The sequence below is a fragment of the Virgibacillus oceani genome (genome assembly GCF_041521345.1).
Taxonomy (GTDB): domain Bacteria; phylum Bacillota; class Bacilli; order Bacillales; family Amphibacillaceae; genus Virgibacillus_N; species Virgibacillus_N oceani_A.
The window spans coordinates 23,503-48,597 of record NZ_JBGOHB010000030.1 but is presented as its reverse complement, the minus strand read 5'-3'; the positions used below and the strand labels follow the sequence as shown (position 1 = coordinate 48,597).

Here is a 25,095-nt window from a genome sequence, read left to right as displayed (position 1 = left end):
TGAATTCGCTTCCGCGTCATTTTCACCGTACTTTTGAACAACCTCTTAAATAGATTATTAGGAAGGTGAAAAAATTGAGTACACCTAATTCATATGAAAATATTTTAGAAATAAATGAATTGCGTACTTCCTTCTACACAAAAGACCTGGAAGTTAAAGCAGTAGACGGGGTAACTTATGCATTGCCTAGAGGGAAAACGCTGGGTGTTGTTGGAGAATCAGGTTCAGGGAAAAGTATTACTGCCCTTTCCATTCTCCAATTAATTGAAGACCCTGGAAAGATTAAAGCTGGAGAAATTAAATTTAAGGGAGAAAACCTTCTCGAAAAATCAGAAGCACAGATGCGTAAGGTGCGCGGCAATGAAATCTCCATGATTTTTCAGGAGCCAATGACTTCCCTTAACCCGACGTTTACGGTAGGACAGCAAATAAATGAAGCATACAAAGTGCATCAGGGGCTTGGCAAAAAGGAAGCAAGACAGCGCTCGATAGAAATGTTGAAGCTTGTAGGAATCCCTTCACCGGAAAAACGAATCGATCAGTATCCGCATGAATTGTCCGGCGGGATGAGACAGCGTGTCATGATTGCCATGGCACTTGCTTGTGACCCGGAATTGCTCATTGCCGACGAACCAACTACGGCACTTGATGTAACAATACAGGCACAAATTCTGGACTTAATGAATGATTTGCAGGATAGGTTAGGGATGGGAATTTTATTGATTACCCATGACCTTGGTGTAGTTGCGGAAACATGTGATTATGTAGCTGTCATGTATGCCGGGAAAATTGTTGAATATGCAGATGTTAAAACAATTTTCAATAATCCACAGCATCCATATACGGTTGGTTTAATGAATTCCATCCCGCCATCTGATGATGACATCGAAGGAGATCTTCCTGTCATCAAAGGTGTGGTACCGAGTCCGGATGAAATGCCGACAGGATGCCGTTTTGCACCGAGGTGCCCGTTTGCAACTGATCTTTGCAGAAACAATTTACCTGACCTTGAAACTGATGAACATGGAAACCAAATCCGTTGCTGGATTTACTCAGATGAATGGGATGGAGATCCGGAGGTGAATGTAAGTGACCAAAGAGTTATTAAAAGTAAATGACCTTGAACAGCATTTCCCGATAAAAGGTGGGTTTTTCGGACGGACAGTGAATCATGTAAAAGCAGTAGATGGCGTCACTTTCAATATTCAAGAAGGAGAAACCCTCAGTATTGTAGGTGAATCCGGTTGTGGTAAATCAACTACCGGAAGAGCAATTCTGAGGCTCGATGAACCTACAGGCGGTCAAGTTGAATTTAAAGGAGAAGACCTTCTTTCCTATAATAAAAAGCAAATGAATAAAATACGAAAAGACATGCAAGTTATTTTCCAGGATCCATATGCATCCTTGAATCCGCGGCATTCCGTTTATCAAATTTTAAATGAAGCAATGCAAATACAAAATGCCGTACCAAAAGATCAACGAGAAGAACGGATAAAGGAACTATTGGAAACAGTTGGCCTTGGTGCACACCAAATGCACCGTATGCCGCATGAATTCAGTGGAGGGCAGCGTCAACGCGTGGGGATTGCTCGTGCACTCGCTGTTGACCCAGAATTAATTATTGCTGATGAAGCTGTCTCTGCACTGGATGTTTCCATACAGGCACAGGTGATTAACCTGCTGAAAAAATTGCAGCGCGAATTCAGTTTAACGTATTTGTTCATTTCCCACGATCTTGGGGTTGTCCGTCATATTTCGGACCGGATCATCGTAATGTATTTAGGTAAAATTGTAGAGATTGCAGATAAAAAATCCTTGTTTAAGAATCCACAGCATCCTTATACAAAAGCATTGTTATCAGCAATTCCATCAGCAATTTCCACAGAAAAAAGAGAACGTATTATACTAAAAGGTGATGTCCCTTCACCAATTGACCCGCCGACAGGATGCCGCTTCCACACGCGTTGTCCGTTTGCGACAGAATTATGCATGAAGGAAACACCGAAGCTTAGAACGACCGACTCTATGTATGGCGGCCATCAGGCGGCATGCCACTATATGGAAGAGATCGAGTCCGGTGAACATCAGCCGACAAGATAACTGATTTTTTATGAGAGTACTCCGAATTGGAGTGCTCTTTTTTATTAGTGGATTGGATGAAGTGGATATTCACGGGATGACTAAAATTTGTAATATGGTGGCTCCAGGTTTAGTAGGAACTCCTTCATGTAGAATATGAATTATCGGTATTCGGAATCAGTTTAAAACCTATCCTGTTTCAATTACGGAAATGGTGCGAAACATACATTGATCATCGCGTAGCTATGCTGGAAGAAGAACACTCAAATGAAAATGATATAGTTAAAAAATGAAAGCAACGGTTTTTTTATAAGCCGCTGCTTTTCCTTCATCCAACAAAGACAACTGATTCTTTCCTATACAACCAAGATAATATGAATTTTCGTAGATCTTTTCTTCTTATAAAACATTAGCCGATTGTTATTTGTAATGAATTTACACTTATTAAAGTTTCCTTTTTACATTTAGGACAATGTTCCTCCGCAAATAAATTTGGCGAACACCATAAATAGTTTTAAAACGGTCACATCCAGATATATTCGTAAAGAATTTGCAAATCACTTAAAAAACTATTATTGGAAGTCAGTTTTTTGGAGCAGGAGTTATATGATTTTATCGACTGGAGGGGCAACTGTCGATGTCATAAAAAGATATATTGAGCAGCAGGGAGAACGAAGACCTTAGCGACTAACCCCCACTAAATCATAGATTTTGAAAGGCAATGCATCGCTAACTTTTTGTTCAATCGGGCGAGATTGTTGAACAATCGGTATTAACAAGATAACGAAAACGCTTGGTAGTTTTCCAAGCGTTGTGTTTTCTCACAGAATGTAACTGTTCTCCATTTAGTGACGACTTCATTATTTTATATGTTTTGATAGTGTTGATTTACCTGGGTTTAAATCACAAATATCACTGATATCCCCATGGTAAGCTGGGAGTTTCAGGTTCAAATCCTGTTTAACACCTTTGATCAAAATTACAACGGAAAGCATCTCCTTATTTTAAATAGTATATTTAATCTGCTATGAAACAAGAAAAAATATTACACTAACATCATTCATGAGATAGAGACATCATTGAACATGTAACCCAGATTGCTGAAACTGCTAAAATGGCACTTTAATTCTGACCTTAATTATTATCTTAAAATTCTCCTTGACTTTCCTTAACAACCGTTGTAGAGTAATTATTAATCATAAATTGAATAAGCAAGTTTTCTTATCCAGAGAGGTGGAGGGACTGGCCCTTCGAAGCCTCGGCAGCGGACTTTTTTAAGTACTGTGCCAATTCCAGATGCGAATGCATGCAGATAAGAAGAGCAATGAGCCAACAGTGTCTAACCCTCTTCTTATTTTTAAGAAGGGGGTTTTATTATTGATCCATTAGCGAAAATGCAATCGATAAACATGGTGTATGGGAAACAATCAAAAAAATACTTACAGGATGTAAATTAACAGGGAGGAAAAAAACAATGAAGCGAAGTTTAGAAGAACGTCTCAAAGAAGGAACAGTGATTGCAGGGGAAGGGTATTTATTTGAATTGGAGCGAAGGGGGTACTTACAAGCCGGTTCCTTTGTTCCTGAAGTAGCACTGGATAACCCCGAAGCACTTAAACAGACATATCGGGATTACATGAATGCAGGCTCGGATATTGTACTGGCATTTACATATAATGCACACCGGGAAAAGATGCGTATTATCGGAAAAGAAGACTTGCTGGAACCACTTAATCGCAATGCCATTCGACTGGCGAAAGAAGTGGCGAAAGAACACCCCGTCGAGGAAGCACTGGTTGGCGGAAATATTTCCAACACGAATCTCTTTGACCCGGAAGATGCAGCGTCCAAAGAGCAGGTAAGAAGCATGTTTGCTGAAATGACAAAGTGGTGCAAGGAAGAGGGCGTCGACTTCATTAATGGCGAAACATTTTACTATCATGAAGAAGCAGTCATTGCACTCGAGGAGATTCTTAAGCAGGACCTGCCTGCCGTCATTACACTGGGATTGATGGGGGAAAATATTTTGCGGGACGGCTACACTGTCGAGGAATCCTGTAAAATTCTATCAGAAAAGGGAGCATTGGTCGTCGGGATGAATTGTTTCCGAGGCCCGGACACGATGCAGCCATATCTTGCTAAAATACGCAACGAGGTAGACGGATATGTTGGCGGATTACCTATCCCTTACCGAACAACCGAAAAAAATCCGACCTTCTTTAATTTGCCTGACGGAGGATGCAGCTGCCATTTGCCATTGGAAACTACCTTTCCGACTGCACTGGATCCGCTCTACCATAACCGCTATGAACTGGCGGCATGGGCAAAAGAAGCAAAAGATATCGGCATAAATTATATCGGCTTATGCTGCGGGGCATCACCGGCAATGCTGCGTGCCGTAGCTGAAGCGGCAGGTGTTGAAGCGATAAATTCAAAATACTCTCCTGATATGGAGAAACATTTCCTGTTCGGAAAAGATAAAACGCTGAAAGATCATAATGTGAACTACCGGTTGAAAGCCTGATTGTTAATAGGCGCAGGTGCCAGTCTGGGGAGGTCCAAGGGAGTACGCTGAATGCTCGTACCATCGCATTGATCCGGGACTTTGCTGTATGCTGTCCCCACCGTAAAAGTTTAGAGCTGTGATAAGACATGAACATATTTATAAAGGTCCAGTATAAACTCATCTAAAATGTTCTTTCATTGAAAGTACATGATATACCTTTTAAAGATTTGGGTGAAGTTTCATTCAAACTTGTTTTAGCCAAAGATGCTCATTCCTATAAATAATTCCCTGAAGATAAAAGAATCCGTTTCCGTTATTCCGGACCTTCTTCTTTCAGGGGATGATCCTTTTTATATTGCTTATTTTACAGGAAAGGGATAGATAACATGATGAAGAAAAATATAGAAACGCTTCTTGTACAGCTCGGGAATCGTCATGATAAAAAGACCGGGGCCGTAAATCCACCCATTTTTTTATCGACGGCATATCACCATGAAGGTCTTGGAAAGTCCACAGGTTATGATTACACTCGTACAAAAAACCCGACACGAACAATTTTAGAAGAAGGAGTAGCACAGTTGGAATCCGGGGATGGTGGGTATGCCTGCAGCTCCGGGATGGCAGCCATCCAGCTCGTCCTTTCCCTTTTCCGGACGGGGGATGAACTCATTGTTCCAGAAGATATTTACGGGGGAACCTACCGGCTGCTGCAGCATTATACGGATGTCTATGACATAAAAACAACCTACACAGCATTTCATGATGTCCATGAAACAGAGAAACTGATCACACAGCGTACAAAAGCATTACTTATTGAAACACCGACAAATCCATTGATGCAGGAGATTGACATTCAAACGTACGCGGCACTTGCCCGTAAATATGGCATATTGCTTATTGTTGACAATACTTTTTATACCCCTTACCTGCAGCGTCCACTGGAAACCGGGGCTGACATCGTCATCCACAGTGCTACGAAATACATCGGCGGGCACAACGATGTACTGGCCGGGTTGGTCGTTGCCAAGGGAGAGGAAATTTGTGAAAAACTGGAAACCAACCATAATGCCTCCGGTGCGGTATTGTCTGCTTTTGATTCCTGGCTGTTAATCAGGGGGTTAAAAACACTCGCTTTACGGATGAAACGTCATGAAGAAAATGCAAAAGAAATTATTACGTATTTGAAAAGTGAACCTGCAGTTACCGATGTCATATATCCCGGGGCAGGCGGCATGCTTTCATTTCGCCTGCAAGAAAGCAGATGGATTGAAGCTTTCCTGGAAAATCTGCAACTGATTGCTTTTGCCGAAAGTCTCGGTGGTGTGGAAAGTTTTATCACGTACCCTGCTACACAGACCCATGCCGACATCCCCGTTGAAGAGCGCACACTTAGAGGAATTGATGACCGATTATTGCGATTTTCCGTTGGGGTTGAAGAGGCAGAAGATCTTATCGCAGATTTAAAACAAGTGTTTACAGTATTAAAATAAAGGGACACCATTGTATGTGCAGTAATCGATTAGATAAGGATTATGAAGCAGATATGGGAAGGCATTTCCGAGGAAATTTATTCCAAAATAACCAACAGAACATAAAGGGTACCAATGTAATAAATGAGGAAATCACGGAGCTTATCGGTGCCTATTTACATGTACTGTCCACAAAAGAAATGGAGCCGGGATTGTACAAGGATTTAACGCGATTTTTGTTGCGCAATTGTTTGGCGTGGATATCACGATCGAACTCATTCTCGCAGTATTCTTGAGCGCATGGCTCGTCTCGTTTAGCACAGCCGGTGTGCCTGGCGCAGGGATTATTATGATGACCACGGTACTTTCCGCGGCAAACCTGCCTTTAGAAGGAATTGCCATCGTTGCCGGCATTGACCGGGTAACGGAAGGATTCCGAACCTTATTGAATGTGATTGGGAATACGGCGAATGCCAGCTTGCTGCAGCAATGGGAAAACCGGCGTGGATCAAAAGTTAATGAAGGGTGAGGAATTGTATTTGTGGGTCAAGTACCTTGGCTTGGCCCATCTTATCCCTCTTCGTCCACAACCTGTTAATCATCCAACAAATGATGCAGCATCCGCTCCTTATTTTCAAAAAACTGCGCCATTACTTTATAGTGGCTCGTATCTTCCAGTTTCGTCTCCTGCATCCCTCTTCGGTTAATTCGACCAATTTAGCTTCCGGATATGCCATAAGAATCGGAGCATGAGTAGAAATGATAAATTGCGCCCCCTGATGTACCAACTCATGAATTCGGCTCAGCATGAACATCTGTCTGAGCGGGGACAATGCAGATTCCGGTTCATCCAGGATATAAATTCCATTCCCGCGGAACCGGTGGATAAAGGCTGCGAAAAAGGCCTCCCCATGCGATTGTTCATGCAAAGAAGTGCCCGAAAGCGTCAATGATCCGTTCACCTGGCCCACCTTCATTATCCAACTCTTCAATATTGGTCGCCACATTATAAAAAGACTCAGCCCGGAAGAAGAAGTTATCTTTTGGCTTGTGCACCCCTTTGGCAATTCGTAAATATTGATCCAAATCTGAATGGGAATCATAGCTGAAAAAATGGAAATTACGCGTCCCACCTTCCGAGTTAAATCCAAGCGCCCCTGCGATCCCTTCCAATAATGTTGATTTCCCCATGCCATTCTCCCCGATGATATACGTAACATTCGGATGAAATTGCAGTTTGCGTAAGTTACGCACGACCGGCAATTGAAACGGAAACTCCTTAAACGAAGGCACTTCATCCCTTTTTAATTCCGCACTTTTAATGTACTGTGTGGCCTGACTTAATTTCATATACATGTCCTCCATTACTCGCAAATCTCACTTAAGATGATTTTATTATACACCGTTTTTGCTGCATCTCATTTTTTTCATCCATGAAAAAAGTTTTTATATTTACCATTTTTAATTTGAAATTTCCAAGGGACTATATGTTTCAAACCCTGCAGCGGGATATGCTAAGGTAGCTCTTTTTAATAAAAAATAGGGGTTTTCCTTGTGTTGAGAATAATTTTAGGTGTATTGATTTAAGTCCTGTGTCTATGATTTACCATTCAAACATAAATAAATTTGCTGTTTCCATATTGACAATGTTATGAAAACTTATTACTGTTATATCAATTAGTATTTCTTGCTACTTCAACATGCTATGAAAAGGGGTGACATGATGATTTTTTCCGAATTAAAAAAACAGATTTCACAGGAAATAGAAGCCGTGTCCGATAAATTTTCCATTTATATTGAAACAGAGGAAGGCAGCATCGCAATAAATGAAACAAAAAGAAGAAGAGCTGCCAGTCTCATTAAAGTGCCCATTCTTATGGAAGGTTATAGACAGGTAGAAAATAGAGAAATCCACCCGGATACATTGGTTTATATTGATAAAAAAATGAGCGTCAGCGGCAGTGGGGTGATCAGTTATCTAACTAACGGGCATATAGGCAGTATACAAAATATGCTGGAACTCATGATTATCGTTTCTGATAATACAGCTACGAATGTGCTGCTGGACAAACTGGATATAGATAAGGTGAACGCATTGACTCATTCTATCGGATGCACGGATACATTGATTGAAAGAATGCTGATGGATAAGGATGCACAATCTGCCGGGCTGGATAATTATACGAGTGCCAAAGATATGGTGCTATTGCTGAAACGTATAAATGAAAATAATGATTTTTTTAGCCGCCAGAGTCAACTGCAAATGCTTGATATACTTGGTAATCAGCAGTTTACACATAAATTACCCTTATATGGAGAAGAAAAGGATGGAATCAAATTCTATCATAAAACTGGTGAATTGGAAGGTGTTGAGCATGACGCTGCTATCATGGAAGCGAAGGGGCGAACCCTCTATGCTGCAGTATTATGCGAGGATATGTATCCAAATGCAGAAGGACAGAGACTTATATCCAACATGGGACAGTTACTCATAGCTTACATAAAAAATAAATGATTGTCGGAGAAGAATAACCATACTTGCGGTGAAAACCGAAGAAACTATAGCGACATGGGACAGGTTTTAGAGACGGGGCGAGCATTCAGCGCAGCCCTAGGTCCCCGGGGGGGGGACTCCATACGGAAGGGCAGCGTAACTGCCCCGCCTATTCTAATTTTTTCAGACCATTCCCATCCTGCAAAATTTGCATAGCTTCTTCGTAATCCGCTTCATTCACTTTTCCTTCAAGAAAGTGTGTGATATTGCCTTCTTCCCGGTCCATGTGCATACCTTCTGCGATAATTCCAGTGCTTGCTGTCGTGGACCCCATCGTAAATAACGGAACAAAGACCGTTTTATTATCTGTCTCGGGAAATTCGTCTACTAGTAATTCAGCAATGCGGAGTTTCTCCAGCTTCGCCTTTGCCCCCTCTGCATCATTTTCCGACTTGAAATAAGCTTGAATGTTTTTCATATAAGGAAAATATTCCTTTCTTCATGTTATTTTATAACTATTATTCCCATTCAAGAAACTCGCAAACAAAAAGGACGGTTTCTCCTGTAACAATGCAACAGATCATTACGTTGGGGCGCGCATTTAGCGCAGTCCCAAATTTTTACGGTGGGACGAGGAACTGTACCGCATTCCCAAATTTTTACGGTGGGACGAGGAACTGTACCGCAGTCCCAGAAGAACCGCCCCAATGTCTCACTTCAAATATTTAATAGCTCTCGTACGTCTTCTTCGCTCAGGCTGGAGAGCATGGTCTCGCCTGGCTGGATGACCTGGTCAATAAGTTCGCGTTTTTTTTGCTGCAGTACATAAATTTTTTCTTCAATGGTTCCTTCTGTAATCAGGCGGATCACCTGGACGACGTTTTTTTGTCCAAAACGGTGTGCCCTTCCTGTTGCTTGGTCCTCAACAGCTGGATTCCACCATAAATCATATAATATGACAGTATCTGCCCCGGTGAGGTTCAGGCCTGTTCCGCCTGCTTTCAGGGAAATGAGAAACACTTCCTTTTCCCCGTTATTAAACCGTTCGCTCATTTTAACGCGTTCTTTGGACGGGGTCTGACCATGCAAATAAAAATAGGTAATTCCCTCTTGCTTCAACTTCTCCATGATAATTTCATGCATACTTGTAAACTGGGAAAAAATCAGCATGCGCTTTCCGTTTTCCACCGCAGTCCGGACTGTCTCCATCAACTGCTCCAGTTTCCCTGACTGCCCTTCATAGTTTTCAATAAATAAGGAAGGATGACAGCAGATTTGCCGCAGTCGTGTTAGCCCAGCAAGTATTTTCATCCGGTTTTGCTGAAAGCCGCTTTCTTTCATCGTGGCCGCTGCTTCTACCTGCAGCTTACGGTGGTAACCAATATACAAATCCTTCTGCTCCTTGGTTAGTTCCGAAACATGCACAGATTCTATTTTCTCCGGCAGCTCTTTTAACACATCCTGTTTCAGACGCCGTAAAATAAACGGTCTTGTCATCGCTGCGATTTTTTCATGGGACAACTGCTTGAAATTCCGCTGATTTGGAAGTAAACCCGGCAGGATGACCTGGAAAATCGCCCATAGTTCATCAATCGAATTTTCAATTGGCGTGCCGCTTAACGCAAACCTTCTCCCTGCATTCATTTGCCGGATCGCCTTGGACGTTTTCGTCGCATAGTTTTTAATATATTGCGCTTCATCCAAAATCATCGTTTTAAAAGTTAATTCCTTGTAGAGCTCCACATCCTGTCTGAGTGTAGCATAGGACGTAATCCATACATCCGAATCATGAGATGTTTCCATTTTTTTATGCCGCTCCGCCGGTGATCCAGTCAAAACAGCTGTTTTTAAATCCGGGGAGAATTTTTCACATTCATTTTTCCAATTGTAAACAACAGAAGACGGAGCTACAATGAGATGTGGCTGTTCCCCTGGTTCAGATGCCATGTAAGCGATGCTTTGCAGCGTTTTTCCAAGTCCCATATCATCTGCTAATATGCCGCCCAAATGATAATGACTAAGCGATTTAAACCATTGATAGCCTGTATGCTGGTAATTTCTTAAGTTTGCCTGTAAATTTTCCGGCAATGGGTAGATCTGCTCTTCCGGTGATTTTAATTGATGCAGCAGCTTCTGGAAAGCCGGATCGTAATTTTTGTTCGTCTCAATTAATTCATCTACCTGGGTGCCGCGGAAAACCGGAACAGCGACGTTGCCATCTTGCACGTCTTGTTTGTCGATTTCCATATCATCGAAAAGCCGCCTCATGGAAGAAAATGCTTCCCCTTCCAGAGACATAATTGCCCCGCTTTCCAGCCGGTAATAGCGTTTCTTTTCAATGATGGCATCCAAAATCCGGCTCACTTCCTCGTCATTTACACCATCAATGCTGAAACCTATTTCCAGTAAATTGGCCGAAGACTCGAGACTGACACTTGTATTTGGCTTCGGTTCTGTTTCCATAATGAAATTCCGGACTTCCGAGGTTAAAAACAATTCCACTTCCTCATCCAGCTGTGGCAATATATGGTATAAAAAGTTATATATATCGTCATCTTCATACGCTTCGATATACAGTTCTTTTCCGTTATAGCGAAAATTGGCGTACTCGATCAGCTGCATAATCAGTTGCTCTTTTTCTACATCGCGAATAATAAATGCATCATGCTCTTCGCGTCCGTTGAAAGGATCAATGTGATGACTGCCGTAATGGTATTCAAGTTGGCCGGTAATCCAGTCTTCTTTCAGCTCCAAAAATAGCTTTGCCCTAAGTGGCAGCTGGATAATTTCTTCGGCGACAGCTTCTGCCACCTGGACTTCCCCAATCTTTTTCAGTGTCGGCAGGGCTTCTGATAGAAATGTATCTGCCTGGTTTTTTTCAATTGGCAGGGAAAGATCTGTTCCGAAACCGGATATTTGATCAAGAATAGGAATTTGTTCTTTTGCCGGAAAATAGAATGTACTATTGAAAAATAATAGATCGTATTTATCAAAATAAACTACACCTGGCATTTCTTCCATTTTCAACACTAGCTCTTCCTTGTCATTTTTGGATAGATTGAAATTAAATGGAAGTCTTTCTTTTTCTATATAAATAGGCTGATAGCTTTTATTTCCCGATTCCACCGTGAAATCCCGCTCTACAAGTTTTTCAAGCAGTGGTTTTGCTGCCAGCGGAGGAATGGTAACTGCACGTTTGTTATTTGAACCACCCTGATAATGATAGAATGAAAGGTCTGTATAGATTTGCTCATTTTTTAAGATGGAATACAGTTGTTCAAATATGAGGAGATCCTCCTGTGATAGATAATGGATTTCCGGATTGTATGTGAAGGTTTTTGTGAAAGGCTGTTCTCTTCCCTGCATAACATTTTCAATAAATTCGTGTGCATTTTTCACAACAAAACAGCGCTTCTCCCCCGCCTTTAATTCGATGGTGAGCTGTTTACTGTAATTCCATTTGCAATAGTATTCTATTTTAAGTGGTGTCTTTGCCGTTATTTCATTTCCACCCGTTGTGGACTGTGCATCACTTAATGCCCGCATAAACCGGTTTGTCGTCTGATAATCAAATACGGAAAAAGAAGGATTTCTTGCCGTCTTATTGTTTGCAATACTGATCAGTACAGCAGCAATATGCTTGCATGAACCATAAGATTCATAAGCCGGGCATTCACAATATGTACCAATATAGCCTTTCTCAAAGCTATCCATGTTTAACTCGACAAAATAGCCTTGCGAGCCATGAACCATAGCTGTCCACAGATTATTATTCATATCAAAAGAAATATCACTAACTTTATTTTGTTGGTAGTACGCCATTCCCCGTCTATATATAACAGATGGAAATAACCGGGAAATATTGATATCAGCAAGATTTTTCAAAATGATAATACCTACCTTTAATTTTTCATTATTCCTCTATTGTAACCTATAACAGACACTATTTAAACTAACTGTCAGCACGGAAGCTGGCATTTAACGCTGAGCAGCTTTTTTTCCGGACGCTTTCATCAGCAAGTATATGTACACGATCATAGATAACGTAACGGAACCTGCGGAAACGATGTAAATAATCGCGTAATTAAACATAAAGGCAAGCTGACCAAATATGATTGCGCCCATACCAATTCCCAAGTCGAAAAAGGAGAAGAAAGTAGCGTTGGCCATACCTTTTCGATTACCAGGTGCCTTATCCACCGCCCACGCCTGCAGTGCCGGTTGCACGGAACCGAAACCTAAGCCGTATAGGCCAGCAGCTATCAGCAATACAGTTAGATTCGGCAGCCAGGCCAGTAAAAGCATAGCTGAAAAAATAAGGATGGTTCCTGGAAGAAACACATAGATATGCCCTTTTTTATCATAAATTCGCCCAGCAAATGTTCTGGAAATCATTAAAAATAATGCATACACCAAAAAGTAGGTTTCAATGCCGGCCACTTCCTGTTCCAGCGCATGCAGCGGAAGGAAAGTTGCAATTCCGCCAAAAGTAAATGTAATAAAAAACAGCAGCAAAGACGGCTGTATCGCTGTTTTTTCAAAGATGTCAAACCTTACTGTTGCTGTTTTATGTTCAGGCTGGACTACTTTTTTATAGCGGACTTTACTAGATAATATAAAGGCAATGAGTCCACACGCAGCACAAATAAGAAATAACTGGGTGAAGGAAATAACTCCGACAAGGGTTAGCCCAAGGGACGGCCCTAATGCCAAGGCGAGGTTGCCCGATAAACCAAAATAACCCATACCTTCCCCGCGGCGTTTTGGCGGGATCAAATCGGTGGCAATCGTACCTCCTGCCGTCGTGGAGAACCCCCAGCCAATACCTTGAACAATGCGCATCATGATCAACATAGCAATACTGGTAATAAATGCAAAAGAGCCTACGGATAGAACAAATACGGCCAGACCAAACATATAGACAAACTGCCTGCCTTTAGATTCCAGTGCATGACCTGCATATGGACGTAATAGCAGTGCAGAAAAGGTAAAAATCCCGACAATCACGCCAACAAACTGATCCGTTGCTCCAAGCTCTTTTACAAACAATGGAATCGTCGGCAATGTCATTTGAAAACCCAAAAACACAAAAAAATTCGCCAGACAAATGAACACGAAATCCCGGGTCCAAATTTTATCAGGCTGTGTTGCAGTATTATTTGCTTCTGTACTCAAATTAAGCATCCCTTTCTTCGTCACTCGAAGTATATTATACATGAATGTGATGGGAAGTGAAATGGAGGTGCTTGTATTGTTTAAGTGTTTTAATTTTTTGAGTTTGTGATTCTCCGGAATTTTAATAAGCCCGGGATTCCCCACACTGACCGGGCTGCTGTTTATTTATTCGCTAATTACGCCACAGGCAATGCGGTCACCGGCATCTCCTGCAGGCTGTGATACATAGTCATCTTCATCCGAATGAATGACTAAAGCTGTCCCACCGTCTGCATAAAGGGAATTTTCCCCTTCTTTATCCAAGGTTACCATGTCAGCAGTGACTTCCTCGTTTGCTGTTCCATCATCCTGCACTTCAATATTTGGCAGGTCACCAGCATGCGGCCCATCCGGGTCATCAAATCCGTGATTTGCATCGGTAGGATTGTAATGGCCACCCGCTGATTCAAAATCAGGTGCTTCGCATTCAGCATTTTCATGAATATGGAAGCCCTTTGTGCCAGGCGGAAGATTTTCAGCTTCCAGCGAAATATTTACCCCGGAATCTCCTTCTGTGAGCGTGGCTGTAGCTACAACATTTCCTTCAGCATCCTCCATGGATACAAGCACTTCCTCTTCTGCTGCAGCATTGTCTGGTGCTTCTTCATTCGCGTTATCTTCTTCATTAGCACCATTATCGTCGGTGGTATCTTCTTCTGTCTCCCGACTTTCATCTATATTATCACCTTCCTCATCATTTGCTCCACAAGCCGCCAGTACAGCTATTAAAAAAATTGCAAATACAACTAAGATCCATTTTTTCATAACATTCACTCCTTCCCTGCAGGTTATTACCCATTTTTCACGATTATGGAAATAATTAAACCTGTTCCTAGAGAATGACAGGAGAGTCTATTGGATAAAAAGTAGATTTTAAAGGTATTTCTATATACTGTACGCTCAAGATAAGGAACCACAGGAAGCATGATTCGATGATTTTTAATAAGTACCTTCTTACCTAGAATAAAATAAACAGCATGTGAACTTTATTTCAACATGCTGTTTATGTTTATATTAATTTATGCTGCATATGCTTCTTCTTTCTGCTTTTTATTTTTAACGATGGTTGTACGCTCTTTCAAGAAAGGTATAACCCATCTGTCCAAACCGTACTTCCCGGCATTGGCTCCTGCCGCAATGATGAATACAGTGATAAGAACCATTTGTGCGTTCGTGCTGACCGTGCCGCTGAACAAGAATGCAAAGTTCATTGTGATTCCCATCAATGCAGAGAAATTAGTGAAAATACCGAGAATAAGTGCTATACCCACTAATAATTCTCCCCACATTACAAAGAAGCTAAATAGCTCTGCATTTGGAAGTGCAACTGTTTCCAGAAAGGTTCCCCACCACGCTTGAACCGTTGGGTTTTCCCCGCCTGCTGCTGCAACTGCCCCTTGTAAATAACCGGTGGTGTCAAATTGTCCGCCGGCAATTTTTCCATAACCCGCTACCATCCACTGATAACCAATATAAATCCTGAAGAATACCAATATACCTGCAGCAATTTTATTATTCTGAAGAAAATCCATCATGATATCCCACTCCTTTAAAATTATTACTTTATGTTCATCATTTCACATATTTGTGTGTTATTTGTTTTAGTACACTTATATATTACCATTTGAACTATTTTCTTGTAAATAGTTTGTGTATAATTTCACATTTAAGTCATAGCTTTTTGTCCATATTGTGGATAAATGAACAAACGTCTCTGCAGCGGGCTTAATAGCATAAATGGCAACGGTATTAAGCTTTGTCCCACGATAAAATGTTTAATCTACCAATTGACTTAAAATGATACGCGTATTCAACGAATGATTTTTTAATTATTTTCCTTCTCCCCATTGACTATAATCCGAACATGGTATAGTGTGTATATAAACATATACACCATAACAGTTACAAGGAGGTTTTATGATGACCGACTGGAAACAAGCCTTTGCTATAGCGAAACTTGAATTAAAAGCGTCTGTACTCAGTTTTGTATTTGTGCTTGGTTTCATCCTGCTTCTTCTTTCTTCCCTTGTGTCATCGCTGGATTCGTATATGAATAACGGGTATGCGGGATTTGATTTATTGTTTATTCTTATTTTCACCTTTGCCCCTGTCTGGCTGAAACCAAAGGATTTTCAATCTCAGATCATTTATGGGGATCTCCTGGCATCTCCTGCACTTGTTATGCAAAACCAGCTGCCCATAAGAAAGGAAGTACTAATCAAAAGCAGATTCATTATTCATTTTTTCTATTCCTTTCCGTTTCAGCTTTTAACAGTTATTGCTTTATACACATTCTCTCCGTTACAGGATTTATTGTCTTTCGACGGATTTATTGCGTTTGCTGTTATGTGGATTGCGTTCGGTGTTTACGCCGGTTATTCCATTCCGTATAGCGAAGCAGGAAGTAAAGCACCCGTAAAAGAAAATACATTTATGGTTGTACTTGGATTCATATTTTTAATCGCCGTTTTATTCCTGTTCAGCTTTATCCATCTTTTATTTGGAAATGGGATTGTGTATTGGTCCATTATCTTTGCACAAAAATGGCCATTACTAACAAGCATTATTTCTATCATGCTCGCCATCGCAGGCTATCAGCACTGGAGATTTTATATGAAGAAACGGATGAGAAATATTGATTACCTGTAATCCCGGGAAGGAGCGTTTGCCATGAAGCTGCCCATTCGACTTTCGAAAGATTCACGGGAGCCTATTTATCATCAAATTGAAAATCAATTAAAAGCGCTGATTGCCGGTGAACATTTGCCTGCAGACACCCCCTTGCCATCAATAAGAGCACTTTCCAAAGACTTGGAAACAAGTGTCATTACCATCAGGCGTGCTTATCAGGACCTGGAAAATCAGGGGTTCATTCGCACAACACAAGGAAAGGGAACTTTCGTAGCTGAAATTGAGCCATCCCTGAAACAGCAGGTAAAAGTCTCCTCCGTTTATGATTCAATGGAAAAAGCTGTAGAAATCGCGCTTAGTTATGACTACACGTTTTCCCAAATCGAAAATATATTCCAGGAAGCGATTAAAGCCCACAAAAAGGAGGGGAAATAGAATGGAAAAGTTAGCCGTGATGTCCAATGTAAAAAAAAGAATAGATGAATTTGAATTAGGGCCGCTAAATTTGACGATTGAACCAGGAACCATTACCACCCTTATTGGCAATAACGGTTCAGGAAAAAGTACCGTATTAAAATTAATGATGGATTTAGCCAAGGCAGATAATGGAAATATTAAAATTTTGGGTGCCCATGTCGGCGATAAAGATGAGAGCTGGAAAAGCAGCATTTCCTATCAACCGCAAACGGTGGTCGGCTGGAATACTTTTACAGGTAAAACGCTGAAAAATTTTATTGCCCCGTTGTATCCGGACTGGGATGATAGGAAGTTTGAGGAAATGACAAAATCCCTGAAGATTCCATTGAACAAGCGTTTTGGAAAACTGTCCCAAGGTGTGCGGCAAAAGCTGAATTTAGCATTAACCATTCCAAGAAATACACCGATATTATTACTTGATGAGCCAACAGCATCCCTTGACATCCCATCCAGAAAGATAATTATCGATTTACTGACAGAGTGGATGGAGCAAGATGAACGGGCTATCGTCATGACTAGTCACCAATCTGAAGATATATTGAAACTTGCAGACTATTTATCCGTACTACAAAGTGGAAATTTGCTGGGAACCTATGAAAAAGAGACGCTAAAGGAAAGCTATATGCGGTACTGGATGAAAAATGAGACTCCGGACACGCTTGTCCCCGGGGAAGCAGCCCGGGAAGGGCAGATGATTATTTCCAAAGACCCTGCCGCAACTGAAAAGTATTTTGCAGAAAACAACTTCCTCTTCACGAGTGCAACAAAACTGGATTTGGATGAAATCATTACTATTTTATTGTCGTGATAAAAGGAATACCTAAATAGTAAGTGATTGCCCGACCTATTGATGTACACTAATCCATTTTAAAGATTAAAAATACACTTGACTATAACCTAACGTCACAGCGTAAAGTATATTTTAGGAGGGCGATTACGATGGAAAAGCAACTTATAGGTACATTTGCCAAAATGATGGGAACTACGGTGAGAACATTAAGATATTACGATAAATTGGATTTAATCAAGCCGGATGTCAATGAAAACGGACAAAAAGTTTACGGTTTGGAAGAACAAAGGTTATTTCAAAAAATCAGTGTTTGTAAATATTTTGGCATGAGCCTGGCAGAGATAAAAGATTCCATTCTTACTGATGAATCGGTTCAGGAGCAATTTATATCCCAGAAAGAAATCCTCAAGACAAAGAGGGCTGAAATCGACAAGGCAATTGAAACGCTGGAAAGAACGACAGCATTAGTTAATAAAAAAGAATTAGACATTCTCAATGAAGAATTGTACTGGTTAGTGAACATGTTTCGTTTGGAGCATGAACAATTGCTTATCCTAATGAAGCATTGTTCAAAAGAACAGATACAGGCCTTTTTGGAACAAGGTGAAGATATGGGTGATGTGGTATCCGCAAAATGGTATCAAAAGTTACATGAACTTATCAAGGATGGCGTTGACCCAACTTCACAAGAGGCACAAGCAGTTGCAACGTACTTTATGGAAAAAATTTCTGGACATGAGCGATCTGCTGAGAATTTACAATTGATAGAAGAGATGTTAAATAATGATGACTTAATAAAAGAATTTCAATCGCTAAGCACCCGATATGTTCCACCAGAATTAGAACAATACTCTAAAAAGATGATGAATTATTACATGGAAGAGCAAAACTTACAATAAATTTGCACTGTTTATCATTTAACAACGTACTTCCAGTTGGTCAAGGAAAAAATAATGGCATTGCCTTTTATATAAAAATTAATTTGGATTAAATGACGAGAAAGGATGAAAATACACATGGAATCGATGTTATCCGTAGAAAACCTTGGGAAATCATTCAAGGACAAAAAAGTGATTTCCAACATCTCCTTTGACGTACGAAGAGGAGAAATCATGGCTATTCTGGGGCCGAATGGCGCTGGAAAATCAACTACCATCCGAAATATTATGGGGATTATGTATCCTGATGAGGGGACAATCCGGTTTCGGGAAACAAACGGGAATGACATTCCGCGTCATAAAATCGGTTATCTTCCGGAAGAACGCGGCTTGTACAAAAATGTGAAAGTAATGGATATTTTGCTCTACTTGGCAGAATTGAAGGATTATCCGCTCGATAAAGCGAAACAGCGCGCACTTGATTATTTGAAGAAATTCGATTTGGAAGGCAAAGACAAAGTTTCCATGGATGAACTATCTAAAGGGATGGGGCAAAAAGTGCAGTTTATTGCGTCGGTTATTCATGAGCCGGAACTGCTTATTTTGGATGAACCTTTTTCCGGACTCGACCCAGTCAGCCAGGAGTTGTTCAAAGAGGAAATCCGCAAGCTCGCTGAGGACGGCACTGCCATATTACTGTCCTCCCATCAAATGAATCTTGTCGAGGAGATGGCAGACCGGCTGTTCATGATTCACCAGGGAAAGAAAGTAATTTATGGAACGATGGATAATGTAAAGACGCAATACGCGAATTTCAAATGTATCATCCGCGGGAAAAATGACCGGCAGCTGTTGGAGGGCCTCCCGCAGGTTGAGCGAGTCGAACAAAATGAGGGAAAGTCTGTGCTGTATCTGGCAAAAGACGTACACCCTAGCACATGGTTAAAGGCCATCCCGGAGCAAGTGAACATTCAGGAATTAACACTGGACCGCATCACCCTGCACGAGATTTTCATTGATATCGCGACAAATAAAAACCTGTTGCAGAAAGAAGGTGAGGTACATGCGTAACACGAAAAAAGTAGCCAAATGGGAAATCAAACGGAATATGAAAAACAAAACCTATTTAATCGGATTATTTTTAACACCAGTACTTATTATTGGTTTTTATGCATTGGCAAATCTGTTTGGGGGCGGCGATGAAGAGGCGGAGAGCGAACCGGTCGATGTGTACATCAACGATCAGTTGCAAATTTTCACTGAAATTGAGCAAACTGTGGAGCAGAGCGGTTTTGATTGGAATCTGGAGGAAACGGATTTAGCGGAAGCGGATATGGAAGAAACATTGGAAAACAGTGAAGATACTGCCTATCTGTTTGTAGATGAACGAGCTTTGGATGACGGTATTGTACCTGTTTATACAAGCGAGGATATCGATCAATTCTTTACGAATCAGGTACAATTGCTTGAGACACCGATCCAGACCATGCAAATGGCTCAGCTGGGATTATCAGAAGAAGAGCTAGCTTTTGTTTTCCGCGGGGTTTCCTTTGAAGAAACTTCTGCCGGGGAAACAGGCGGAGACATCGGTGATTCAGGAGCGGCTGATTCTGGTATATTTACCGAGGAAACCGCAGAACGTGCTATCCCGGGTATTTTCGCAGGATTTATTATGCTGTCGATCGTGTTTACCGGGATGGCCATTTTCCAAAGTGCGTCACTCGAGAAGAAAGATAAAATCGCAGAAATTATCCTGTCTTCTGTTACGCCTGGGGAATTAATGCAGGGGAAAATTATCGGTTATTTTGTACTGGGAATTATACAGACGGTGGTTGCCATTGCGATTATCCTGCCCCTCTTGATTTGGCAAATTGATTTTCCATTTATGGATTACGTACTTGTGCCTGAGCTTGCATTGCTGTTGCTCATTGCAGTACTTGGCTATTTATTGTTTGCATCCGTATTTGTCGGCGTCGGTGCAACAATGACGGATGTTTCCACTGCCGGGAATTTCCAGGGAATGGTGATGATGCTGCCATTCTTGCCGTTTATCTTTATCGGACCGGTATTTAGTGACCCAAGCGGCCTGATGGCACAAATTGGCACCTATATTCCATTTACTTCTCCGGGAGTACTGCTAATGCGCATGTCCCTGCTTGATGAATGGCCATGGGGCGAAATTCTTATTTCACTAGCTATCTTAATCGTTAGTGTCTGGCTCTTTATGAAGCTGGCCGGGAAAATATTTAAAGTCGGGATTTTATTATACGGGAAAAATGCTACGCCAGGTGAGATTTGGAAGTGGATTCGGGCTTGATTTTCAGAAATATGTGGTTGTTAGAGTGGATGTCCCTCTATCAACCGCTTTTATTTTAGCACTATAAGAGACCCCTTTTGACAAAAAATGAAACCAAGTACATTTTAATCCGTTATACTATTGGATTATGAAATAAGGAGAGAAATTATGAGTCAACTTGCTTTGGAATTAACAGGGGTAAAAAAGAGAATTAAAAACAAAGAAATTATTAAAAATGTTAATTTAACCGTCAACCAGGGTGAAGTCTATGGTTTCATTGGACCAAATGGTGCCGGGAAGACGACGACGATTCGTATGATTGTCGGTCTGATGAAACTTACCGATGGAGAAGTTAGGATTCTAGGCAAAAGTATTAAAGATGATTACAAAGAAGCCGCCAAAAACCTTGGTGCCATTGTGGAAAACCCTGAATTGTATCCATTCATGACCGGCAGACAAAACCTGCGTCATTTTGCCCGGATGTATCAGGGTATTTCGAATGAGCGAATCGAGGAAGTCATTTCTTTAGTCGGACTGGAGAAAGCGATTGATGAAAAGGTCAGCAAATATTCGTTAGGGATGAGGCAGCGTTTAGGAATTACCCAGGCTATTTTACATAAACCGGCTGTTCTGATTTTGGATGAACCGACAAATGGCCTGGATCCAGCAGGCATTCGAGAAATCCGGGATTATATAAGAAAATTGGCGATAGAAGAAAATGTGGCAGTGATGATCTCCAGTCACCTGCTGTCCGAGATTGAACTGATGTGTGACCGTATCGGTATTATTAAACATGGAGAGGTCATATCTGAACAAAATGTCAAGGAAATGGATGAAGAAGCAGCCCAGACCGAGATAAAAGTTATATTGGATGTAGGAGAGACAGATCAGGCAATCCGTGTACTTCATGAAATGAATTTTTCTGTAAAAAAAGAAGGAAAACAGCTCATTGCAGAATTAAGCCGGCAGGAAATCCCTCCTATCGTAAAAGAACTTATTAAGTATGATATCTCAGTTTATGGTGTCACCGGAGTAAAGCCTACATTAGAGGATCAATTCTTATCTTTGACGGGAGGGAATGTCATTGAGTAGATTTTTTAAACTATTATACAATGAGTTAATGAAAATATTTATCCGTAAATCGACATGGGCTATGTACGTCATTTTAGCTTTGATTGTCATTGGCGGTGCTGCGCTAACCTTCACGTTTGATGATATAACAACGGAATATACAGACGATTGGCGCGAGGAATTACAGGAAGAAAATGAAATGTATCAGGATGAAATTGCAGCGTTGGAAGAAAATGGCGGTGAATTCGTCATAGAAATGAATTCTGAGCTAATGGCAAAAAACGAATTCTACTTGGAGAATGATAGCAGACCATTGAATTATGGTGCCTGGCAGTATGTACTTGAAAATGCTGGTCTCGTATCGATTATCAGTTTGTTGACGATTATAGTTGGTGCCGGCATTGTCTCCAATGAGTATAAATGGGGAACGATCAAACTTTTGCTGATCCGGCCCATTTCCAGGTCTGTCATTTTACTCAGCAAATTTGTTGCTGTATTTGCTTTTGCTTTATTTACAATGATTTTTCTTATGCTGTCTTCGTTGATTTCAGGTGCTATTTTCTTTGGATTTGAAGGAGTCAACCCGAATATCGTGATTGAAACAGCGCAAGGATTTGAGCATTTACCAATCATAACTGAAATTCTATCACAGTATGGCTATAAAATTGTGAATCTGATTATGATGACCACCCTGGCTTTTGCCATTTCAACGATCTTTAAAAACAGTTCGTTAGCTATTGGTATAGGGATTTTCCTGATGATGGGCGGAAATATGATTGTCGGTATCTTTGCTGAATATGACTGGGCAAAATATATATTATTTGCCAATATCGATTTGCAGCAGTACGAGACAGGAAATGTTTTAATTGAAGGCATGACATTAGGTTTTTCCATCACGATGTTATTTATTTATTTCATTGTTTTTGTCCTGTTTGCCTGGCTTTTCTTTACCAAACGAGATGTGGTGAATCAGTAGCTACATGGACAGTGATGCAGAACTGCCGCCTTAAAGTTGATTATTAGTTATAATGATGTTCAACAATGGTTAATCTGTTTCTAATGTAAAAGTCCCTCTTCAAAATGCTGAAGCGGGACTTTTTTAAATGGGGGCTCCAAGTTTTGGTGACGGAGCCAATTGGGGTATATATGAAATCATGCAATTTTCCGCGATAATCATGTTGACAGACAAAACCTTTATTATTACATATAGTACAAAAGTACGGCGACAGTACATATACTTACCTTCGCAAGAAATCTCATTGTCCGCACCTCCAAAGAGGATGTCTGTTTCTATATACATCATACAAAATTAGTATGAAGACAGTGCTAAGTGGGCGTTAAGTTTTTGTAAACTTAAAAAGGGTTGTATTCCCCCAAGAGAATAAAACCCTTTTGTGCATTAACAGCATACAGTACCCGGAAGCTACTGAATATATACTGGGAAGAATCCAATTAGTACCGCATATTCATCATTATCTCACTGCAGCCATTCCTGTAATTTTTCTACCGTTGAGTCATAAGCTGCGATTCTTTCTAAATATTCTATCTCCAATCGCTCTCGATGGAGTAGTAACATTCGCCTCCCCCATTCACAATCTGAAGACGATCTCCAATGCACACATGCTCGTAAACGATCTAAAATAATATCCTCAATCCCTATGACAAAAACCTTTTGTTGATTCTCCAGTTCAAGTTGAATGATACGATTATCGTCTGCATCTTCCAACACATCATTTGGAATTTCGATACTAACCAGCAATGTTTCATGATAAAAATGTCTGCCTTCTATGGTAAAACCCAATTGACGGAGTAGATTAACCGCTAAATTTCTGTCACTAATAATCAGGTCTATATCTACCGTAGTATAATCACCTCGAGTGTAGATTTCTACCGCAAGTCCCCGACAATGACTGGCTTTATTCGGTATGGTTTCAGAAGATCAGTCAACACTGCCGTAGCACCAACCATTTTTTCGAACTTATTTTTACGCTTCAGTTTATCCAGTTTTTGTTTTGCCTTGTCAATCGAACTCATAATACCACACTCGTTCACTTAGATACTTTACTTTCCCGGCTGCTTCAGCTTCTTTCCATCTTTTTTGGCATATACGATCAAGTATTTTTATTTCGTCAGGATCTCGCGGTCGTGTGCGGTATATTTTTCCAGGGGTTTTTGTACGAAGTATTTTTGGTTCCACTTCATTCTTGTTTTTTGAAATAAAATCATCCAGGTCTTTCATATCAATGCTCTTCATATCGGCACCCCTTTATATCAGATTTAGGGAAGGAAAGTTTGCTTTTTATAAATATCTCCAAGTCCCCGACTTTTAAAACAAGCTCCCCTGATCAACTTCAAAAATAATACGTAATAACCCCAATACGTTTTCAAAACTCCTTCGTATAAGTTATTTACATTTAGCACAATAACTCCCCTTGTAACATTTTCCTTCATTTTTCTAATTCTATTATATCAGAAATTTCAAGTAAATAACAGACTGTTTGTTCTGCTGAAATCAAGGTATGGTGGGGGAATCACAGCTTTAGGAGGTTTTTTATGGAGTATGTGTACCATATGATACCGAAAGAGATGGTGGGGAAAAAGTTGATGGCCCTTAATAAGTTGAAGTTGAAAGATAGGGGTCTTTATGAGCGATACATGAAAAAGTATTATGATCATCCCGAAAGACCCAGGCTATTGGAAAAACAGGTTCCAAAATTAGATTGCCTGTGGAATGATGTGATCCATCTGCTCCCGCTTCATCCTTCCCATGTTTATCAAGCCTTAACAGAACTTAGGGTAAGCGTTAAGCATGATCTGAATTTTTACAAGATACCCTTCACACAGTTAGCCGCTAATCAAAATGTAATTTATTTGTACCGAAAGAGATACTATCAAGGACCCGCCGCTAAAATAAACGAAAAAGAAATAAAATGGATTCAACACATTTCTGAATATCAAGCATTGACAAGTATTCCTAAAGATACACTGACTTATTTCGAGAAAGAGCATGCAAAAGGAAACCGGTTCGGCATGTTCCATTTTATCCCCCATATTTTAAGTCTTGGAGAAATTGATACTGAAAACGCAGACATTATAAATTGGAATGAATGATAAACAACGGTTCATTATTTCAATTCAGCACGTTGCATTTAAAACATCAGTGATGATTTTTCAAAGAATGCATATCCTG

Annotated in this window: 23 protein-coding genes, 3 pseudogenes and 1 riboswitch; of the genes and pseudogenes, 17 read left to right on the top strand and 9 right to left on the bottom strand. The window is 40.6% G+C overall.

The features are described from left to right. Positions 1–74 precede the first annotated feature (74 nt). The 7 genes and pseudogenes from ACDX78_RS18505 to ACDX78_RS18475 all read left to right on the top strand — a co-directional run. A complete protein-coding gene (locus ACDX78_RS18505) occupies positions 75–1,118 on the top strand; it encodes an ABC transporter ATP-binding protein (RefSeq protein ID WP_486029661.1) in 1,044 nt (347 codons plus the stop codon). After that, complete coding sequence (locus ACDX78_RS18500) at positions 1,090–2,100, top strand: ABC transporter ATP-binding protein (protein WP_486029659.1); 1,011 nt, start codon at positions 1,090–1,092, stop codon at positions 2,098–2,100. The genes ACDX78_RS18505 and ACDX78_RS18500 overlap by 29 nt, the downstream gene beginning before the upstream one ends. Before the next feature lie 137 nt (positions 2,101–2,237). Continuing rightward, positions 2,238–2,372, top strand: a pseudogene (locus tag ACDX78_RS18495) (hypothetical protein); the annotation flags it as partial. Between the two features lie 193 nt (positions 2,373–2,565). Next, positions 2,566–2,763, top strand: coding sequence for an IS200/IS605 family transposase (tnpA, locus tag ACDX78_RS18490; protein ID WP_486029679.1), 198 nt, complete (start codon positions 2,566–2,568; stop codon positions 2,761–2,763). 534 nt (positions 2,764–3,297) lie between these two features. Next, positions 3,298–3,398: riboswitch (SAM riboswitch) on the top strand. A gap of 155 nt (positions 3,399–3,553) precedes the next feature. Next, positions 3,554–4,603 (top strand): homocysteine S-methyltransferase family protein, encoded by a 1,050-nt coding sequence (locus ACDX78_RS18485; RefSeq protein ID WP_486029657.1) that lies wholly within the window; start codon positions 3,554–3,556, stop codon positions 4,601–4,603. Between the two features lie 368 nt (positions 4,604–4,971). Next, complete coding sequence (locus ACDX78_RS18480; protein ID WP_486029655.1) at positions 4,972–6,075, top strand: methionine biosynthesis PLP-dependent protein; 1,104 nt, start codon at positions 4,972–4,974, stop codon at positions 6,073–6,075. Positions 6,076–6,250: 175 nt separating this feature from the next. Beyond that, positions 6,251–6,583 (top strand): annotated as a pseudogene (locus ACDX78_RS18475) (dicarboxylate/amino acid:cation symporter); the annotation flags it as partial. Between the two features lie 65 nt (positions 6,584–6,648). Here ACDX78_RS18475 and ACDX78_RS18470 read toward each other — a convergent pair. Continuing rightward, positions 6,649–7,404: pseudogene (locus tag ACDX78_RS18470) on the bottom strand (AAA family ATPase). Positions 7,405–7,777: 373 nt separating this feature from the next. On the opposite strand from ACDX78_RS18470, the gene ACDX78_RS18465 reads away from it, so the two are divergent. After that, a complete protein-coding gene (locus ACDX78_RS18465) occupies positions 7,778–8,569 on the top strand; it encodes a serine hydrolase (RefSeq protein WP_486029653.1) in 792 nt (263 codons plus the stop codon). A gap of 148 nt (positions 8,570–8,717) precedes the next feature. Here the strand turns inward: ACDX78_RS18465 and ACDX78_RS18460 are convergent, their stop codons facing one another. From ACDX78_RS18460 to ACDX78_RS18440, 5 genes are all read right to left on the bottom strand, one after another. Beyond that, positions 8,718–9,026 (bottom strand): hypothetical protein, encoded by a 309-nt coding sequence (locus ACDX78_RS18460; RefSeq protein ID WP_486029651.1) that lies wholly within the window; start codon positions 9,024–9,026, stop codon positions 8,718–8,720. Positions 9,027–9,265: 239 nt separating this feature from the next. Further along, on the bottom strand, positions 9,266–12,433 hold the full coding sequence (locus tag ACDX78_RS18455) for a DEAD/DEAH box helicase (protein WP_486029649.1): 3,168 nt from the start codon (positions 12,431–12,433) through the stop codon (positions 9,266–9,268). 93 nt (positions 12,434–12,526) lie between these two features. Then, positions 12,527–13,723: an MFS transporter gene (locus ACDX78_RS18450; protein ID WP_486029647.1), complete on the bottom strand. Its 1,197-nt coding sequence runs from the start codon at positions 13,721–13,723 to the stop codon at positions 12,527–12,529. A gap of 165 nt (positions 13,724–13,888) precedes the next feature. Then, entirely contained in the window at positions 13,889–14,527 is a 639-nt protein-coding gene (locus tag ACDX78_RS18445; RefSeq protein ID WP_486029645.1) for a superoxide dismutase family protein, read from the bottom strand. A 254-nt stretch (positions 14,528–14,781) separates the two neighbouring features. Next, the gene (locus ACDX78_RS18440; protein ID WP_486029643.1) at positions 14,782–15,297 is read right to left on the bottom strand and encodes a DoxX family protein; all 516 of its coding nucleotides are present in this window, start codon (positions 15,295–15,297) and stop codon (positions 14,782–14,784) included. A 385-nt stretch (positions 15,298–15,682) separates the two neighbouring features. Here ACDX78_RS18440 and ACDX78_RS18435 point away from each other — a divergent pair, with 385 nt between their 5' ends. The 8 genes from ACDX78_RS18435 (at position 15,683) to ACDX78_RS18400 (ending at position 22,881) form a co-directional block, all read left to right on the top strand. After that, the gene (locus ACDX78_RS18435) at positions 15,683–16,411 is read left to right on the top strand and encodes a hypothetical protein (protein WP_486029641.1); all 729 of its coding nucleotides are present in this window, start codon (positions 15,683–15,685) and stop codon (positions 16,409–16,411) included. Positions 16,412–16,432: 21 nt separating this feature from the next. Further along, positions 16,433–16,828 carry a GntR family transcriptional regulator gene (locus ACDX78_RS18430; RefSeq protein ID WP_486029639.1) on the top strand — a complete coding sequence of 132 codons (396 nt, stop codon included), beginning with the start codon at positions 16,433–16,435 and terminating at the stop codon, positions 16,826–16,828. Position 16,829: 1 nt separating this feature from the next. Next, positions 16,830–17,678, top strand: coding sequence for an ATP-binding cassette domain-containing protein (locus tag ACDX78_RS18425; protein ID WP_486029637.1), 849 nt, complete (start codon positions 16,830–16,832; stop codon positions 17,676–17,678). A gap of 131 nt (positions 17,679–17,809) precedes the next feature. Beyond that, positions 17,810–18,559: a MerR family transcriptional regulator gene (locus tag ACDX78_RS18420; RefSeq protein WP_486029635.1), complete on the top strand. Its 750-nt coding sequence runs from the start codon at positions 17,810–17,812 to the stop codon at positions 18,557–18,559. A 117-nt stretch (positions 18,560–18,676) separates the two neighbouring features. Then, the gene (locus ACDX78_RS18415; protein ID WP_486029634.1) at positions 18,677–19,609 is read left to right on the top strand and encodes an ABC transporter ATP-binding protein; all 933 of its coding nucleotides are present in this window, start codon (positions 18,677–18,679) and stop codon (positions 19,607–19,609) included. Next, positions 19,602–20,855: an ABC transporter permease gene (locus ACDX78_RS18410; protein WP_486029632.1), complete on the top strand. Its 1,254-nt coding sequence runs from the start codon at positions 19,602–19,604 to the stop codon at positions 20,853–20,855. The genes ACDX78_RS18415 and ACDX78_RS18410 overlap by 8 nt, the downstream gene beginning before the upstream one ends. A 147-nt stretch (positions 20,856–21,002) precedes the next feature. Continuing rightward, on the top strand, positions 21,003–21,926 hold the full coding sequence (locus ACDX78_RS18405; protein WP_486029631.1) for an ABC transporter ATP-binding protein: 924 nt from the start codon (positions 21,003–21,005) through the stop codon (positions 21,924–21,926). After that, positions 21,919–22,881: an ABC transporter permease gene (locus tag ACDX78_RS18400; RefSeq protein WP_486029630.1), complete on the top strand. Its 963-nt coding sequence runs from the start codon at positions 21,919–21,921 to the stop codon at positions 22,879–22,881. The genes ACDX78_RS18405 and ACDX78_RS18400 overlap by 8 nt, the downstream gene beginning before the upstream one ends. 501 nt (positions 22,882–23,382) lie before the next feature. Here ACDX78_RS18400 and ACDX78_RS18395 read toward each other — a convergent pair. The 3 genes from ACDX78_RS18395 to ACDX78_RS18385 all read right to left on the bottom strand — a co-directional run bounded on the left by ACDX78_RS18395 (position 23,383) and on the right by ACDX78_RS18385 (position 24,159). Next, positions 23,383–23,706, bottom strand: a complete 324-nt coding sequence (locus tag ACDX78_RS18395; RefSeq protein WP_486029628.1) for a hypothetical protein — start codon at positions 23,704–23,706, stop codon at positions 23,383–23,385. A gap of 86 nt (positions 23,707–23,792) precedes the next feature. Then, a complete protein-coding gene (locus ACDX78_RS18390; protein WP_486029627.1) occupies positions 23,793–23,939 on the bottom strand; it encodes a hypothetical protein in 147 nt (48 codons plus the stop codon). Beyond that, a complete protein-coding gene (locus tag ACDX78_RS18385; RefSeq protein ID WP_486029626.1) occupies positions 23,926–24,159 on the bottom strand; it encodes a hypothetical protein in 234 nt (77 codons plus the stop codon). Before ACDX78_RS18385 ends, ACDX78_RS18390 begins: the two co-directional genes overlap by 14 nt. Positions 24,160–24,458: 299 nt before the next feature. Between ACDX78_RS18385 and ACDX78_RS18380 the strand changes: the two genes are divergently transcribed. After that, entirely contained in the window at positions 24,459–25,016 is a 558-nt protein-coding gene (locus tag ACDX78_RS18380; protein WP_486029625.1) for a group-specific protein, read from the top strand. Positions 25,017–25,095: the final 79 nt, after the last annotated feature.

Bases quoted from the DNA above. Each gene is read 5' to 3' on its own strand.
- ACDX78_RS18485 (WP_486029657.1), top strand. From the start codon at position 3,554: ATGAAGCGAAGTTTAGAAGAACGTCTCAAAGAAGGAACAGTGATTGCA.
- ACDX78_RS18480 (WP_486029655.1), top strand. From the start codon at position 4,972: ATGATGAAGAAAAATATAGAAACGCTTCTTGTACAGCTCGGGAATCGT.
- ACDX78_RS18465 (WP_486029653.1), top strand. From the start codon at position 7,778: ATGATTTTTTCCGAATTAAAAAAACAGATTTCACAGGAAATAGAAGCC.
- ACDX78_RS18460 (WP_486029651.1), bottom strand. From the start codon at position 9,026: ATGAAAAACATTCAAGCTTATTTCAAGTCGGAAAATGATGCAGAGGGG.
- ACDX78_RS18445 (WP_486029645.1), bottom strand. From the start codon at position 14,527: ATGAAAAAATGGATCTTAGTTGTATTTGCAATTTTTTTAATAGCTGTA.
- ACDX78_RS18440 (WP_486029643.1), bottom strand. From the start codon at position 15,297: ATGATGGATTTTCTTCAGAATAATAAAATTGCTGCAGGTATATTGGTA.
- ACDX78_RS18435 (WP_486029641.1), top strand. From the start codon at position 15,683: ATGACCGACTGGAAACAAGCCTTTGCTATAGCGAAACTTGAATTAAAA.
- ACDX78_RS18430 (WP_486029639.1), top strand. From the start codon at position 16,433: ATGAAGCTGCCCATTCGACTTTCGAAAGATTCACGGGAGCCTATTTAT.
- ACDX78_RS18425 (WP_486029637.1), top strand. From the start codon at position 16,830: ATGGAAAAGTTAGCCGTGATGTCCAATGTAAAAAAAAGAATAGATGAA.
- ACDX78_RS18420 (WP_486029635.1), top strand. From the start codon at position 17,810: ATGGAAAAGCAACTTATAGGTACATTTGCCAAAATGATGGGAACTACG.
- ACDX78_RS18415 (WP_486029634.1), top strand. From the start codon at position 18,677: ATGGAATCGATGTTATCCGTAGAAAACCTTGGGAAATCATTCAAGGAC.
- ACDX78_RS18410 (WP_486029632.1), top strand. From the start codon at position 19,602: ATGCGTAACACGAAAAAAGTAGCCAAATGGGAAATCAAACGGAATATG.
- ACDX78_RS18405 (WP_486029631.1), top strand. From the start codon at position 21,003: ATGAGTCAACTTGCTTTGGAATTAACAGGGGTAAAAAAGAGAATTAAA.
- ACDX78_RS18390 (WP_486029627.1), bottom strand. From the start codon at position 23,939: ATGAGTTCGATTGACAAGGCAAAACAAAAACTGGATAAACTGAAGCGT.
- ACDX78_RS18385 (WP_486029626.1), bottom strand. From the start codon at position 24,159: ATGAAGAGCATTGATATGAAAGACCTGGATGATTTTATTTCAAAAAAC.
- ACDX78_RS18380 (WP_486029625.1), top strand. From the start codon at position 24,459: ATGGAGTATGTGTACCATATGATACCGAAAGAGATGGTGGGGAAAAAG.